At 44.2% G+C, this 15,739-nt stretch carries 12 protein-coding genes; 1 reads left to right on the top strand and 11 read right to left on the bottom strand.

Annotated features, from left to right (window positions below):
- Positions 1 to 25: 25 nt before the first annotated feature.
- The 6 genes from pnpS to ABE28_RS16965 form a co-directional block, all read right to left on the bottom strand.
- On the bottom strand, positions 26 to 1,804 hold the full coding sequence (pnpS, locus tag ABE28_RS16940) for a two-component system histidine kinase PnpS (RefSeq protein ID WP_064465970.1): 1,779 nt from the start codon (positions 1,802 to 1,804) through the stop codon (positions 26 to 28).
- Entirely contained in the window at positions 1,801 to 2,520 is a 720-nt protein-coding gene (locus ABE28_RS16945) for a response regulator transcription factor (RefSeq protein WP_064465971.1), read from the bottom strand. The genes pnpS and ABE28_RS16945 overlap by 4 nt, the downstream gene beginning before the upstream one ends.
- 230 nt (positions 2,521 to 2,750) lie before the next feature.
- The gene (gene mdh / locus ABE28_RS16950; protein WP_064465972.1) at positions 2,751 to 3,686 is read right to left on the bottom strand and encodes a malate dehydrogenase; all 936 of its coding nucleotides are present in this window, start codon (positions 3,684 to 3,686) and stop codon (positions 2,751 to 2,753) included.
- A gap of 124 nt (positions 3,687 to 3,810) precedes the next feature.
- On the bottom strand, positions 3,811 to 5,127 hold the full coding sequence (icd, locus tag ABE28_RS16955; RefSeq protein WP_257390612.1) for an NADP-dependent isocitrate dehydrogenase: 1,317 nt from the start codon (positions 5,125 to 5,127) through the stop codon (positions 3,811 to 3,813).
- 93 nt (positions 5,128 to 5,220) lie between these two features.
- On the bottom strand, positions 5,221 to 6,336 hold the full coding sequence (gene citZ, locus ABE28_RS16960; protein WP_064465974.1) for a citrate synthase: 1,116 nt from the start codon (positions 6,334 to 6,336) through the stop codon (positions 5,221 to 5,223).
- Positions 6,337 to 6,873: 537 nt separating this feature from the next.
- Positions 6,874 to 7,335 carry a DUF441 domain-containing protein gene (locus ABE28_RS16965; RefSeq protein ID WP_064465975.1) on the bottom strand — a complete coding sequence of 154 codons (462 nt, stop codon included), beginning with the start codon at positions 7,333 to 7,335 and terminating at the stop codon, positions 6,874 to 6,876.
- 181 nt (positions 7,336 to 7,516) lie between these two features.
- Here ABE28_RS16965 and ytvI point away from each other — a divergent pair, with 181 nt between their 5' ends.
- Positions 7,517 to 8,644: a sporulation integral membrane protein YtvI gene (ytvI, locus tag ABE28_RS16970; RefSeq protein ID WP_064465976.1), complete on the top strand. Its 1,128-nt coding sequence runs from the start codon at positions 7,517 to 7,519 to the stop codon at positions 8,642 to 8,644.
- Between the two features lie 87 nt (positions 8,645 to 8,731).
- On the opposite strand, the gene aceA is transcribed toward ytvI, so the two are convergent.
- The 5 genes from aceA to pfkA all read right to left on the bottom strand — a co-directional run bounded on the left by aceA (position 8,732) and on the right by pfkA (position 15,600).
- A complete protein-coding gene (gene aceA / locus ABE28_RS16975) occupies positions 8,732 to 10,015 on the bottom strand; it encodes an isocitrate lyase (RefSeq protein ID WP_064465977.1) in 1,284 nt (427 codons plus the stop codon).
- Between the two features lie 36 nt (positions 10,016 to 10,051).
- Positions 10,052 to 11,644: a malate synthase A gene (gene aceB, locus ABE28_RS16980; protein ID WP_064465978.1), complete on the bottom strand. Its 1,593-nt coding sequence runs from the start codon at positions 11,642 to 11,644 to the stop codon at positions 10,052 to 10,054.
- 630 nt (positions 11,645 to 12,274) lie between these two features.
- A complete protein-coding gene (locus ABE28_RS16985) occupies positions 12,275 to 12,667 on the bottom strand; it encodes an FxsA family protein (RefSeq protein ID WP_064465979.1) in 393 nt (130 codons plus the stop codon).
- An 82-nt stretch (positions 12,668 to 12,749) separates the two neighbouring features.
- Positions 12,750 to 14,510, bottom strand: a complete 1,761-nt coding sequence (gene pyk / locus ABE28_RS16990; protein ID WP_064465980.1) for a pyruvate kinase — start codon at positions 14,508 to 14,510, stop codon at positions 12,750 to 12,752.
- A 130-nt stretch (positions 14,511 to 14,640) separates the two neighbouring features.
- Positions 14,641 to 15,600 carry a 6-phosphofructokinase gene (gene pfkA, locus ABE28_RS16995; RefSeq protein ID WP_064465981.1) on the bottom strand — a complete coding sequence of 320 codons (960 nt, stop codon included), beginning with the start codon at positions 15,598 to 15,600 and terminating at the stop codon, positions 14,641 to 14,643.
- Between the last annotated feature and the right edge of the window lie 139 nt (positions 15,601 to 15,739).

The raw sequence follows: 15,739 nt of genomic DNA on the forward strand, positions 1-15,739 counted from the left end.
GCTGTGTAAATTTACAAAGAACGATTTACATTTTTCCTTTTAAGCTTTTATTTAGTGTCACCGTAAATGTCGTGCCTGTGCCAGGTGTGCTTTCCACCCTGATATTCCCTTTATGGACTTCAATGATATGCTTGACGATCGCCAGGCCAATCCCCGTTCCGCCCGAATCACGGCTTCTTGCCTTATCAATGCGGTAAAACCTTTCAAAGATCCTCGGCAACTCCTTTTCGTCAATGCCAATCCCATTATCCTGAACGGTAATGTCCACAGTCTGTTCATTTTCAATGACATTCACGGACACCCGTCCGCCATTTGGCGTATAAGTCAATGCGTTCGTTATCAAATTAATGAACACCTGTTTGATTCTATCCGATTCCCCTTCGACATAAACATGGTCCGGCGATGCTTTAATTTCAAGCATCACTTCTTTTTGCTTCAGCTTCCCTATCAACATCTCCTGTATTTCCCCAAGAATTTTCGTTAAGTCAACGACGCCTGCTTTCAAAACGAATTCCTGTTGCTCCATCTTGGACAAATTCAAAAGCTCCTGAATCAGTTCTTGCAGCCGGTCGCTTTCTTTCAAAATGATCGATAAGAAGTGCTTCAATGTCTTTTCGTCTTTTAAGGCACCATCCAGCAATGTTTCGGAAAAGCCCTTAATGGAAGTAATCGGTGTCCTCAATTCATGTGAAACGTTCGCCACGAAATCCTTTCGCATTTGCTCGAGCCGCTTCAATTCGGTGATATCATGGAAAATGAGCAGGATTCCCTTCCATTCGTCATGATTTCCGATGATTGGCGCCCCATAAATTTCAAAATGCTTGCGCTCTATCTCAAGCGGCATTTTCACCTGCCGTTTTATCGTTTTTTCGGTTCGGAAAATCTCTTCGATGATCGAGATGACTTCCTGATCTTTAATGACCGAATAATATTCTTGAAACAAAAACGTAGCGGCATCCACACGGAAGCTTTTTTTGAATTCGCGATTGATTACGGTGGTATACCCCTTGCTGTCAATAAGCAGTACACCGCTACCGATATTTTCTACCAGCGTTTCCAACCGATCCTGATTCATTTCCCTCGCTATTTCGGTTTCTTGAAGGTTCCTTGCCAGTATGTTCAAGGACGTAGTCAGCATTCCCGTTTCATCGGAGTGCCGCTCCAACGTCCTAGTCCCATAATTCCCTTTGGCCAACTCAATGGCTGCCATCGTCGCTTCCTCGATCGGCCTGGTATAGTATGAAGTGATTTTACTGGCAAGCATGAGAATGATGATCAAAGCCACCCCTAAACAAATGATCAAAATTTGCCACATTTGCTTATTCACTTGATGAATGGCTTTGATTTCGTTGCTATGGACAACAAAACCCTCAATCTCGCCATCCTTTTCGACCGTCTTCCAATAATAATGAAGGTCCGAATCCCCTTCAACCACTTCATATCCTTCCCCATGCTTACGCCCTTTTTCCAACGTAATTTCACGAAGGACCTTTTCGTGGTTTTTCAGTATCTCATTGGATGATGTCGAATCGTATAATATGTCCCCATTCGTTGAGAGAATGGTTAAATTCGAGTCCAAGAGCGGCGTCAGCTTCTCCGTTTTCCCTTTTTCCAAAAAGGAGGCGATCCCCCCGTGCTCTTGAATATATGTAGATATGAAAAATGTTTCATTCTGTATACGCTCATTGAATGTTTTAATATAATAACTTTTGAAAAGATGTCCCAATAAAAAGCCCACGGCCATCAGGACAACCATCACAAGCGTGATGAGGGTAAACAGAAGCTTCTTGCGATAGGTCGTCATTCTTTTTTAGGCTCCTCAAGCTTATAGCCCAAACCTCTGATCGTCTTGATATATAAAGGTTTTTTTGTATCAATCTCGATTTTTTCGCGAAGATGGCTAATATGCACATCGACGATTCGGGAATCCCCCGCAAAATCATAATTCCAGACCGCACTTAACAGCTGGTCCCTCGTTAAGACTCTTCCTTTATTTTTTGCCAAATACAAAAGTAATTCAAATTCCTTTGGAGTCAGTTCTAATTGCTCTTCATCAAAGAATGCTTCATATCGATCAGGGAACACCTTCAAGTCTCCTAAATTCAAGAGTCCATCCTCCTGATCATGACCTGCCTCATTTCCATTGGATTGCAGCTGCGATCTTCTTAATATGGCTTTGATCCTTGCCACAACCTCACGTGGACTGAACGGCTTGGTTAGGTAATCATCCGCTCCAAGTTCAAGCCCCAGCACCTTGTCAAATTCATCGTCCTTGGCCGTCAGCATCAAGATCGGAATATTGATCTTCTGTTGGCGAAGCTGTTTACATACCTCTAGCCCGTCCATTTTAGGCAGCATCAAATCCAATACGACCAAATCGGGACGTATATCCACAGCAGCCTGAAGACCTTCCTCTCCATCCAAAGCCGTGATCACCGAATAGCCTGCTTGCTCTAGGTTGTACTGAAGTAAGGTAACGATTGATTGTTCATCATCCACTACGAGAATTTTCTTTGACATTAGATCCTCCTGAATTATGTATTACCCACATAGACCAATTCTTCTGTCTACTCATCCACTTTCATTATAAAGAATATTATTTGAAATTCACACAAAAAAAATCACTTATCGCGTTCCACTTTTCATTGTTCCCGATAATGGATGAAAAAAACTGCCTGAAGATGGAGAGTTAGGTCTTAGCCTCCCTTCCCATATCCAGGCAGTTTTATCGGGGGAACCTTCATAGATCCTTACTGAAGGACCTGCATGACCGCTTTAACAGACTCGACCGATTTGGAAAGTGCCGCTTTTTCGTCATCAGTCAATTCAAGCTCGATGATTTGCTCAATACCGTTGGCACCCAGTACAGTCGGCACACCGAGGTAGATTCCTTCGAATCCGTATTCACCTTCAAGATAAGCAATTGATGGAAGAACACGTCGTTGATCTTTGAGGATCGCTTCAGCCATTTCCACTAAAGCCGCTGCAGGTGCATAATAGGCGCTGCCGTTTCCGAGAAGGTTTACGATTTCACCGCCGCCAGTACGGGTACGGGCCACGATTGCATCCAAACGTTCTTTAGGGATCAATGTTTCCAAAGGGATTCCGCCAGCATATGAATAACGTACCAACGGGACCATATCATCCCCGTGTCCGCCTAGAACGAAACCAGTCACATCTTTAACGGACAAGTTTAGCTCACTCGCAACGAAAGTACGGAAACGAGCTGTATCGAGGACACCTGATTGTCCGATCACCCGTTCCTTGGGAAAACCTGATTCTTTATAAACGGTATACGTCATTGCATCGACTGGGTTCGTCAATACGATGATCGTTGTATTTGGAGAATGTTTAACCACTTCTTTAGTTACGGATTTCATGACTTTTTGATTGGTTTGAACTAAGTCGTCACGGCTCATGCCAGGCTTACGGGCAATACCGGCAGTGATGATGACCACCTCGGAGTCTTTTGTATCGGCATAATCGGAAGTACCGATGATGTTAGCGTCGAAACCTAGGACGGGACCTGCTTCCGCCATATCCAGCGCTTTACCCTTTGTAGGGTTTTCCGCTTGCGGAATATCGACTAAAACGATATCACCAAGCTCTTTTTGAGCTGCAAGGAATGCTGCTGTGGCGCCCGTGAAACCTGCACCGACCACCGTGATCTTTTTACGCTTGGACATATTATCTCCTCCTTGAAATCATGCAATTTTCAGAAATCTAAAAACATCCTCATGTACACATATAAGCCTTCCGGAAAAGAACCCGCAGAGGAACTTTTCCGGAAAGCATCATAAGCAAAGATTATTATTTAAGGTTTTTGATAAGCTCGTCAGCGAACTCCGAACATTTAACTTCTGTAGCACCTTCCATTAGACGGGCAAAGTCGTATGTAACAACTTTAGAAGCGATCGTTTGTTCAACTGATTTCGTGATGCTGTCTGCAGCTTCGTTCCAGCCAAGGTGTTCAAGTAAAAGAACGCCTGAAAGAAGAACGGAAGATGGGTTCACTTTATCAAGACCAGCATATTTTGGAGCCGTTCCGTGAGTTGCTTCGAAGATGGCATGTCCAGTTTCGTAGTTGATGTTTGCTCCAGGAGCGATACCGATTCCGCCAACTTGTGCAGCCAATGCATCGGAAATGTAATCTCCGTTCAAGTTCATTGTTGCAACAACGTCAAACTCTTTAGGACGAGTCAGGATTTGTTGTAAGAAGATATCCGCAATGGAATCCTTAACGATGATTTTGCCTTCAGCTTCAGCAGCAGATTGTGCTTTGTTAGCAGCTTCAGTGCCTTCTGCGTCTTTAATTTTGTCATATTGGTTCCATGTGAACACTTTATCGGCGAATTCTTGCTCAGCCACTTCATAACCCCAAGTTTTGAATGCACCTTCCGTGAATTTCATGATGTTCCCTTTATGAACAAGAGTTAAAGATTTACGGCCTTCTTTGATCGCATAGTTAAGCGCAGAGCGAACAAGACGTTTTGTTCCTTCTTCGGAAATCGGTTTGATCCCGATACCTGAAGTTTCTGGGAAACGGATGTTTGTAACACCGAATTCATTTTGTAGGAAGTCGATCAATTTCTTCGCTTCATCAGAGCCTTTTGCATATTCGATGCCTGCATAGATATCTTCAGTGTTTTCACGGAAGATGACCATGTCAGTGTCTTCCGGACGTTTGACTGGTGAAGGTACACCATCAAAGTAACGTACTGGGCGAAGACATACGAATAAGTCCAATACTTGACGCAATGCCACGTTCAATGAACGGATACCGCCGCCGATTGGAGTTGTAAGAGGTCCTTTAATAGCGATCAGATATTCGTTAATGACATCAAGAGTTTCTTGCGGAAGCCATTCGCCTGTTTGGTCAAATGCTTTTTGTCCAGCTAAAACTTCTTTCCATTCGATTTTCTTTTCGCCATTGTAGGCTTTTTCAACTGCTGCGTCCAATACGCGAGAAGCTGCTGCCCAAATATCAGGACCGATTCCGTCTCCCTCAATAAAAGGAACGATTGGGTTGTTTGGCACGTTAAGAGCACCGTTAGTAACTGTAATTTTTTGGCTTTGTGTCATGTCTCTTACCTCCGATTCAAATTCAAAGGTTAGATCGTCCGCCATTCAAGCAGGCAGCACCACTAACCCTTTTTTACTCACATCTATTAATTTACTACAAATCCGATGAAATAAAAATAAGTTTCGAAAAACTTTTGATTAGCGTTTTTCGATCGGTACGTATTTTTGCATACCCGGTCCAACATACTCTGCACGAGGACGGATCAAACGGTTGTTTGAATACTGCTCAAGGATATGAGCGATCCAGCCTGAAGCACGGCTCACAGCAAAGATTGGTGTAAATAGGTCGTGCTCGATACCTAGACTATGGTATACCGAAGCAGAATAGAAATCCACGTTTGGCGGAAGATTTTTTTGACCGGTTACGATGTCATTGATTTTAATGGACATATCATAATATTGAGGTTGTCCAGTAAGCTCCGTCAATTTTTGGGACATTTCTTTAAGGTGCTTGGCACGCGGATCTCCTTTACGGTATACACGGTGGCCAAAGCCCATGATTTTTTCTTTATTGGCTAATTTTTCGTTGATGTAAGGCTCGACATTTTCAACGGAACCAATTTCCGTAAGCATTTTCATGACTTGTTCGTTAGCTCCGCCGTGAAGTGGGCCTTTTAAAGCGCCAAGGGCAGAAGTAACACCAGAATAGATATCCGATAATGTAGCCACACAAACGCGTGCCGTGAATGTGGAAGCGTTCAGTTCATGGTCAGCATGAAGAACCAATGCTTTGTTGAATGCTTCTTCTTCGATTGCCGTTGGTTCATTGCCGCTTAACATATATAAGAAGTTAGCAGCAAAGCTTAAATCTGTACGCGGCGCAATCGATTCTTTTCCTTGACGGATACGAGCGAAAGTTGTTACCAATGTAGGGATTTTAGCTTGGATGCGGATGGCTTTACGATAGTTAGCATCTTCACTCATTACATCTGCCTCTTCATCATATAGACCAAGCAGGGAAACGGCTGTGCGAAGAGCTCCCATTGGGTGCACTTTATCAATTGGGTAAGTTTTGAAATGATTAACCACTTCAGCTGGAATTTCAGCATTTTCAGCAAGTTGTTTAGTTAACTCTTCTAATTGGCTTTTAGTCGGAAGAGCTCCATGCCATAATAGATAGATTACTTCTTCGAATGTTGCATTTACAGCCAAATCATCGATATCATAACCTACATACGTTAATGTATCATCGATGATGGAGCTTACTGATGAAGTTGTTGCTACCACACCTTCAAGACCTTTTGTTGCTGTCATACTAAATCTCTCCTTTTCCTGAGTATTCCCCTATGTCCTTGCTCGTTGCGTATAAATATAGCGCTTCCAAGAGATTAGCCTTTGATTACAACCATCTATTTTTTAGCAGAAGACATACATCTTAAGTTGGAAGCGTTCACAGATTAAACCCCCACAATAGTAAAATGTACGCTAAACCTTAAGAAAAGATCTAAAAATTTAATGCTTGTAGCCATTCCTAGTGAGCGCTTGCTCAATAACTACATCTTTTTTAAGATTCCTCAAAAATATCATTGATATCCCGAATCCCAATTTTTTATAATCCTGAGCAGTTACATCATTATTATAAACAATAAACACTTTTTTGGGAATGAAAAGCACTTAAAATGTGAAAAAATTATTATTTTATCAGAAGAATTAGCTACATATTCTCTTGCTTTTTAAAAGAGGATTCAAACGTTTTTTTAGAAAATTCGTTACAAAGCAGAAAAAATGAAACATTAAATAGAAAATCCACATGACCAAGTTGGGCGGACCATCCTGTCATCCGCCACTCCTTCATTTGAAAAAATTGAAGATCTGCATGCATAAATAAGCAATGCCTGCCCCGATTAACGGTCCGACAGCAACGCCCTTGAATAAGGCTACCGCAAGAATCGTCCCGAAAACAAGGGCCGTGGTGATATGCGGATCATGAGACAAAAGCGTAATCCCATTTTTCGCTATAAGTGCAACCGCTATTCCGGATGCAAGCGCGATCCAGGCATAAGGAGATTTAACCGCATCCCCGAGTTCCTTGAACCCTATTGCCCCATTCGCTATCGGTATCAGTACGGAAATGGTGATGATCGTGACTCCCAAATTGATTCCTTTCGCCTCCAGATAGGGGAAAACCTTTGCGTCGAGACCAACCACCTTCATGAATAGCAGAAAACCTGCAGCCATGATCAGCGACGTATTCTTGCCGAACCAGCCGATTGCTGCAAGTAAAATTAAAAATGCGATAGGTCCGTTTACCATTATACCTTCGACTCCATTCTTCTTTTTTTATTATTTTAACATAGCAAACGCCATTCTTCCCTCGTCATGTGAGCCATCAATTGGCTGAAATAGTTATATGAAAGGACGAAAGAAACTTTCCTTTCATTTCCATTCTCGTTACAATTATAATACAAACTTTATAATAGAAGGAGGATATGTCTTGAATCCAATCTATCTGTATCGCTTCATTCGCTTTTTACTCGTCATCGGCGGGGTAATTTTAGGTGGAATTGGCTTGTTTTTTTTATCTAAATATACATATCCATTCATCATTGCGATGGTAATCGCATTCTTGATGAATCCGCTTGTCACTTTCTTCGAGAAGAAAGGCAGGTTACCAAGGGGGTTTGCCGTATTCGTTTCTCTCTTACTCATTTTCCTTTCATTCGCAGGGCTCATCACCTTACTGGTTACCGAAATCATATCAGGGACCAATTACCTTGCAGGAGTCATACCTGAACACATCGAAACGATCGTGGACTATATTGAGTCCTACATCGCCACCACCATCATTCCTTTATATAACCAAATCGCTGCGATGTTCAATAATTTGGATGTCGACCAACAAGATACCGTCCTCAAGAATATCCAGAATATCGGGGAATCCATCACTACGGGAGTAAGCGGGTTCATTCAAACGTTCTTGAAGAACATCCCCACGATCATCGGCTGGTTCCCAACCACTGCAACGGCACTCCTGTTTACGCTGCTTGGCACTTTCTTCATCAGCAAGGATTGGGACACTTTCGGCAGGATGACTGGCAGGGTGCTGCCCGATAAGATTTTCTCTGGCGCCAAGCGTTTGTTCCGGGACTTGAAACGGGCCTTATTCGGCTTCATCCGTGCTCAATTCACGCTTGTTTCATTGACGACTGTTACGATTTTGATTGGGTTTCTCATTTTAGGGGTGAACTATTCGATCACGATTGCCCTGATTTGCGGCTTGGTCGATATCATTCCTTATTTAGGGACGGGCACCATCTTCATCCCATGGATCATATTCGAGTTCATCGTTGGAAATACGAGCCTTGCCATCGGTTTGTCCGTGCTTTACATAATCGTCGTCGTCCAGCGGCAATTGATAGAGCCAAAGGTTCTCTCTTCCAGCATCGGTCTTGACCCGCTTGCCACCCTCATCGCCCTGTTCATCGGTTTCAAGCTGATCGGGTTCCTAGGACTGATAGCAGGTCCTGTCGCACTCGTGATATTCAATACACTTCAGCGTGCCCATGTCTTCAAGGCCATCTGGTCCTTCATCATCGGCGCGGATACAAAAAAAACCATATAAAAACAACCGATCTATATATGTTAGCATTCTCCTAAAGACCAGATAAAAATCCGCCTCGGATGGAGGCGGATTTTTTATATGTCACCCTTATTTGGAAGTCTCGAATTGCTCTGCTTCCGTAGAACCCGCAAGTGCCGTCGTAGACGAGGTTCCTCCTGAAACGACTTGTGCCACTTCATCGAAATAACCCGTTCCTACTTCACGTTGATGGCGTGTTGCCGTATAGCCATCAGGTTCACTGGCGAACTCAGCTTGCTGCAATTCAGAGTATGCAGCCATGCCGCGCTCTTTATAACCTAAAGCAAGATTGAACATGCTATGATTCAATGAGTGGAAGCCTGCAAGCGTAACGAATTGGAATTTGTAACCCAATTTACCTAATTCGACTTGGTAAGTGGCTATTTCTTCATCGCTTAATTTCGCTTTCCAGTTGAATGATGGGGAACAATTGTAAGCTAGCAGTTTCCCCGGAAACTCTGCATGGATCGCTTCCGCAAAGCGGCGGGCATCTGCCAGATTAGGTTCCGAAGTCTCACACCAGATGAGGTCGGCATATGGTGCATAGGCCAAGCCGCGTGCAATGGCCTGGTCCAGACCTGCATTCGTGCGGTAGAATCCTTCTGGTGTTCTTTCACCTGTGATGAAAGGCGCATCCACCGGATCGATATCATCGGTAATCAAATCAGCCGCATCTGCATCCGTACGGGCGATCAAGATGGTCGGTGTCCCCATTACGTCCGCTGCCAAACGGGCGGAAACCAAATTACGTACGGCCGTTTGTGTCGGAAGAAGGACCTTGCCGCCTAGGTGGCCGCATTTTTTCTCGGAGGAAAGCTGGTCTTCAAAGTGAACGCCGGACGCTCCGGCTTCGATCATTCCTTTCATCAATTCGAAAACATTAAGGGCTCCCCCAAAACCTGCTTCAGCATCCGCCACGATTGGAGCGAACCAATCGATATCATCTTTGCCTTCAGCAAAGCTGATTTGATCTGCACGCTGAAGAGTCTGATTGATGCGTTTCACTACTTGCGGCACAGAGTTGGCCGGATATAAGCTTTGATCCGGATACATTTGCCCTGCAATGTTGGCATCTGCTGCCACTTGCCAGCCACTAAGGTAAATCGCTTTTAGGCCAGCCTTCACCTGTTGCATGGCTTGGTTGCCCGTCAATGCTCCCAAAGCATTGATGAAATCCTCTGTTTTCAATAAGTCCCATAGTTTTTCAGAACCTCTGCGAGCCAATGTTTGCTCAATATCGATCGATCCTCTTAATTTAATCACTTCTTCGGCCGTATAAGGACGTTTGATCCCAGTCCACCTTGAGTCGTTTTCCCAGCTTTGCTGTAATTTTTGCGCTCTTTCATTCGTCATTATCATTTCCTCCTATTTTATATGAATATTTAAATATCAAGATAGTTGTTTGTATGCCGAATTGGTTAAGAAATCAGCAAACTCATCGGCTTCGATCAATTCTTCGAATAGTTTAGTAGCTTCCATGAACTTTCCTGCTTCGAAGGTTTCTTTTCCTACCTCCGATTTAATGGCCGCCAATTCTTCTTCTTTGATTTGGTGGAATAATGCCTCGTCTATTTTCCTGCCATCATCGAGAATCCCTTTTGGATGACGGATCCATTGCCAAACTTGAGCTCTTGAAATCTCGGCCGTTGCTGCATCCTCCATTAAGTCATTAATCGGCGCTGCCCCTCTGCCGCTTAACCAAGACGCAATATATTGGATGCCTACGTTAATGTTCGTCCTCAATCCTGCTTCCGTGATCGTCCCTTCTGGTACTGCGAGTAGCTCTTGGGCGGTTACATGGATATCTTCACGTTTTCGGTAAATTTGGTTCGGTTTTGGAACAAGCAGGTCAAACACCTCTTTCGCCGTGCTCACCATCCCTGGGTGGGCCACCCATGTTCCATCGTGACCATCCCTTGCCTCACGCTCTTTATCGGCACGGACTTTTGCAAAAGCCTCAGCATTCTTGAGCGGATCATTTTTCACCGGGATTTGTGCGGCCATTCCCCCAATTGCCGGGGCATTACGAGTGTGGCACGTTTTGATTGCCAATAAGGAATAGGCCCTCATGTTCGGTACAGTCATCGTGACCTGCAGGCGATCCGGGAAAATGACTTCATCCGAGTGACGGAATTTTTTCAAGAAACTAAAGATGTAATCCCAGCGGCCACAGTTCAAGCCAGCCGAATGCTCTTTCAGCTCGTATAGAATTTCGTCCATTTCAAATGCAGCAAGAATCGTTTCGATCAATACTGTTGCCTTGATGGTTCCTTGAGGGATTCTCAAGTCGTTCTGTGCATATACGAATATATCATTCCATAATCTTGCTTCCAGATGGCTTTCCATTTTTGGCAGGTAGAAATACGGGCCGCTTTGTTTTTCCATCAATGCTTTTGCGTTGTGGTAGAAGTAAAGGCCAAAATCAAATATGCTTGCTGATATTGGCTGTCCATCCAAAAGGACATGTTTTTCTTCTAAATGCCAGCCCCGGGGCCTAACTTTCAGTACAGCTGTTTTTCCCTTCAATTCGTATACTTTTCCATTTGGATTTTCGAATGAAATTGTACCCCTGATGGCATCGCGCAAATTCAGCTGCCCATCCAGGCAATTTTCCCAAGTGGGTGAGTTGGCGTCTTCAAAGTCAGCCATAAACACATTGGCACCAGAATTCATGGCATTGATGATCATTTTCCGGTCGACTGGCCCGGTAATTTCAACCCTGCGGTCTTGCAGGTCATGCGGGAGAGAGGCAATCGTCCACTCACTTTCACGAACATGCTTCGTTTCTTCAAGGAAATCAGGAAGCTTGCCTTGATTCAAGTCCTCTTGAACCCGATTGCGCCGTTCTAAAAGTTCTTTTCTTCTTTCACTGAAATGCCGCTCGATTCTTTCAATGAATTGAAGAGCTTCCGCTGTAAGTATTTGTTCATATCCCGGCTTAATGTTTCCTGTAACTTGTAAGCCTTTTGCTTCCGTAATCATGTTGCCTCTCCACTTCCTTTCCAACTTCTTTATGTTATAATACAGTTGTTTTATTTCCTGTTTGTATTATATAACACGTTGTATAATTTTGTCACCAATTTTTTCTAAAAAATTCAGAAAAATGTGAACAAGCTAAAAAAAGCCTGTATTATCAACGTTTCCACCAGACTTTTTTCCGGAATTTTGGCCATTCCATGTGATTCACTAGTTGTGAAACAGAGCGCGATACCTCCCATGGAATAAAAAACATCCCTAGTATCTTTATTGCATAAACCGGAAGGGATAGCACCGGCAGCCTCCACTTTTGAAACTAGTTAATTTCAAGGAATCATTCAGGGATGAAGTTTTACCTAAAAGTTGTAACCACGTTGATTGGAGTGTAACGTGCGAGGCTCCTGCCGGAAAAGCGATTGCCCCCCTTTAAGGACAGCGGTCATGTATTGACAGCGATTTTAACACCTGTGGATCCCATGTTAGTCGAATCTTGGAGGAGGATTCGGAATCTTTTGATGGAATTTTTCCGTCCACTAACCAACATCACTGGAGAAACGTCCGGATGCCTTCATTGGTCTCCTTTTCCCAAAATAAAAAGGCTGTCTAAAAGCGTGAGCCTTTAAACAGCCTTATATATTATTTATGTCGAATGATGGTGACTTTTCCTTTGTTCATTCTGTTCATCAGAAACCGGATAACAATCGGTTTGAGGAGATTCCGGGTTGGCGGAAACACAAGGATCAATCCCATGATATCCGAGATGAGACCAGGGGATAGCAGCAGGGCGGCCCCGATGAAAATACAGATCCCATCGATGATTTCATTTCCAGGCATCATTCCATAACGAATTTGTTCCTGTGCCTTTCTCCACGTTTCCATTCCTTGCTTTTTAGCCAGATAGGCACCGATTAAACCCGTGCCTATGATCAGGAACAACGTAGGCCAAAAACCAATTACCTTACCTGACAGCAATAGGACAATAATTTCAATGACCGGCATCGCAATGATAAACAATAAAAAATATCTCATTTACTTTCCTCCTGCACAGCCCATTTCTGGTACGGTACACCCATCTTACCTCATTGGCACGGAATGAGCCAAAAATTTCATTCTATAAAACGTTGGCATGCCCGTCATAAATGACACCGCGCCCTGAATCGACGGTTACTCGTTGTCCATCCTTGAAAATCTTGGTCGAATCTTCCGCTCCCACGATGACAGGAATGCCCAAAGTGACGCCCACTACAGCAGCATGACTTGTCAATCCGCCTTCTTCGGTAATCAATGCCGCACATTTTTCAATCGCTGGCATCATATCACGATCGGAGCCGATCGTAACCAATACAGAGCCTTCGGTCACTTTTTCCAAAGCCTCCTTGGCGTTCTTCGCGATGACCACCTGACCTTTTGCGGATTTTCTGCCGATTCCCTGAGCCTTCAACAGGACCTCTCCCAGCACATGAATCTTCATCAAGTTAGTCGTTCCTGTTTCACCTACAGGGACACCTGCTGTAATGACCACCAAGTCTCCATGTGACACTAAACCTGAATGCAGGCTTTCATCGATCGCCGTTTGAAGCATTTCATCCGTAGTCGTCGCCTTCGGTCCGATTTGCGGATAAACTCCCCAAGCTAGTGCAAGGCTTCTCGAAACATGTTCATTGGATGTGACCGCGATAATCGGTGCTTTAGGGCGATATTTAGAAATCATTCTTGCCGTATGACCGCTTTCGGTAGGAGTGATGATCGCACCGGCATTAAGATTGAGTGCAGTATGAGCAACTGACTGACCGATGGCATCGGTAACATTATGACGGTTCACTTTACTTCTGATTGATAATATATTTCGATAATTGAGCGCTGATTCAGCACGTGATGCAATATTATGCATCGTTTGCACAGCTTCTACAGGATAGGTACCTGCAGCCGTTTCGCCCGAAAGCATGATGGCATCCGTCCCATCGAATATGGCGTTGGCGACGTCACTGGCTTCAGCACGAGTCGGCCTTGGGTTACGCTGCATCGAATCGAGCATTTGTGTAGCCGTTATGACAGGCTTGCCGGCGTTATTGCACTTTTTGATCATTTGCTTTTGGACCAACGGCACTTCTTCAGCCGGAATTTCCACGCCTAGATCGCCACGAGCCACCATCAAGCCATCTGAAACCTCAAGGATTTCATCAAGACGGTCGACGCCTTCCTGGTTTTCGATTTTAGGGATGATTTGAATATGCCCTGCTCCATTTTGCTGCAGTAATTCACGCACTTCGAGGACGTCGGAGGCTCTGCGTACAAATGATGCCGCAACAAAATCGATACCCTGTTCGATTCCAAACAAGATATCCTGCTCGTCTTTTTCCGTGATACCTGGCAAATTCACCGAAACACCGGGCACGTTGACGCCTTTTTTGTTCTTCAAAGTACCGCTATTCAATATTTTCGTATGGATTTCTTTGCTTACTTCATCGATCTTCAATACTTCAAGGCCGATCAATCCATCATCCAGAAGGATTTTGGATCCGGTTTGGACATCATGAAGAAGTCCTTCATAAGTAATGGAGAATTTCTCTGGCGTCCCAAGCACTTCATTCATGGAAATGATGACTTCGTTACCGGCTGCCAGCTCCATTGAATCGTTCTCCATGTTATTAGTGCGGATTTCAGGTCCTTTTGTATCAAGCAGGATTGCTACCTGTTTCCCTGTTTTTTCGCTAGCCTCCCTAATGTTGGTGATCCTGGCGGCATGTTCTTCATGATTGCCATGAGAAAAGTTGAGCCGAGCTACATTCATGCCCGCTTCTATTAATTGAACCAGCTTTTCGATACTTTCACTTGCGGGGCCGATCGTACAAACAATCTTTGTTTTTCGCATGGTGTATCCTCCTTTAAGGAAAACTCGCCGCCTGTCCAACTTATGTAGACAGGGGCATAGTGTAATTTGTCTCTATCTTTTTATAAAATTGAATCTTTTTTCAATCTGATCATTGGTCAATCCTGATTGTTTAAATGGATAGCTCGGATGATAAATCATACATTTTCTTGTCAATTGTATGCGGCTTACCAAGGACTTCGATGATATCATAGTCGACTAGTCGATTCTGTTCTATCCCAACAGACCTGCCCCCTTTGCCATCCAGGAGCAATTCGACGGCCCTGGCGCCAAGCCTGCTTGCCAAGACCCGGTCGTTTGCGGAAGGAGATCCGCCGCGCTGTACATGTCCAAGGACCGTCACGCGTGTTTCAAACCCTGCTTTTGCCTCGATCTTCCTGGAAACATCGACAGCACTTCCAACACCTTCTGCAACGATGATGATGCTATGCTTTTTGCCGCGGTCATGCCCGCGCTTCAATTTCCCGATCAACTCTTCCATATCGTAGTCATATTCCGGGCAAAGAATCGTTTCCGCGCCTCCGGCCAATCCGGCCCAAAGTGCAATATCACCTGCATTTCTTCCCATTACTTCAACTACATAAGTCCGTTCATGAGAAGTCGCCGTATCCCGGATTTTATCGATGGCGTCGATGACTGTATTCAGAGCGGTATCGAAACCGATCGTAAAGTCTGTCCCAGGTATGTCATTATCAATCGTTCCCGGAACTCCTATACAAGGAAAGCCCCTTTCGGTCAGAGCTTTAGCTCCCATGTAGGAACCATCGCCACCTATTATGACAAGGCCCTCGATTCCATATTTATTCAATTGTTCTATCGCTTTTAGCTGCCCTTCCTCTGTCTTGAATTCAAGACAGCGGGCCGTATGTAGCATCGTACCACCGCGGTGGATGATATCACCGACAGATCCAAGTTCCAGCTGCCTAATATCGCCATTGATCAGACCTTGATAGCCATAATAAATCCCGAAGACCTCCATCTCATGAAAAATGGCTTTCCGGACAACCGCTCGGACTGCCGCATTCATACCTGGAGAATCTCCTCCGCTTGTCAATACACCTATTCTTTTCATAAATGTCACCTCTCTACAACACTAATCAAATTTAATCCCTTATATACCATTGTACCCTTTTTCAAGCTTCAATAAGCAGTAACTATTTCAACTTATGGTCACTTGATGTAATAAGACTAACCGATTCTGTTCAGAAATT

The sequence above is a fragment of the Peribacillus muralis genome, assembly GCF_001645685.2.
In the GTDB taxonomy this organism is placed as follows: Bacteria; Bacillota; Bacilli; order Bacillales; family DSM-1321; genus Peribacillus; species Peribacillus muralis_A.

What these genes read in the sequence shown, in the direction of transcription:
- aceA (WP_064465977.1), bottom strand. Translation starts at nt 10,015, where the DNA reads ATGACGAATGAAAGAGCGCAAAAATTACAGCAAAGCTGGGAAAACGAC.
- citZ (WP_064465974.1), bottom strand. Translation starts at nt 6,336, where the DNA reads ATGACAGCAACAAAAGGTCTTGAAGGTGTGGTAGCAACAACTTCATCA.
- pnpS (WP_064465970.1), bottom strand. Translation starts at nt 1,804, where the DNA reads ATGACGACCTATCGCAAGAAGCTTCTGTTTACCCTCATCACGCTTGTG.
- icd (WP_257390612.1), bottom strand. Translation starts at nt 5,127, where the DNA reads ATGGCGGACGATCTAACCTTTGAATTTGAATCGGAGGTAAGAGACATG.
- ABE28_RS16945 (WP_064465971.1), bottom strand. Translation starts at nt 2,520, where the DNA reads ATGTCAAAGAAAATTCTCGTAGTGGATGATGAACAATCAATCGTTACC.
- mdh (WP_064465972.1), bottom strand. Translation starts at nt 3,686, where the DNA reads ATGTCCAAGCGTAAAAAGATCACGGTGGTCGGTGCAGGTTTCACGGGC.
- pyk (WP_064465980.1), bottom strand. Translation starts at nt 14,510, where the DNA reads ATGCGAAAAACAAAGATTGTTTGTACGATCGGCCCCGCAAGTGAAAGT.
- ABE28_RS16985 (WP_064465979.1), bottom strand. Translation starts at nt 12,667, where the DNA reads ATGAGATATTTTTTATTGTTTATCATTGCGATGCCGGTCATTGAAATT.
- pfkA (WP_064465981.1), bottom strand. Translation starts at nt 15,600, where the DNA reads ATGAAAAGAATAGGTGTATTGACAAGCGGAGGAGATTCTCCAGGTATG.
- ABE28_RS16965 (WP_064465975.1), bottom strand. Translation starts at nt 7,335, where the DNA reads ATGGTAAACGGACCTATCGCATTTTTAATTTTACTTGCAGCAATCGGC.
- aceB (WP_064465978.1), bottom strand. Translation starts at nt 11,644, where the DNA reads ATGATTACGGAAGCAAAAGGCTTACAAGTTACAGGAAACATTAAGCCG.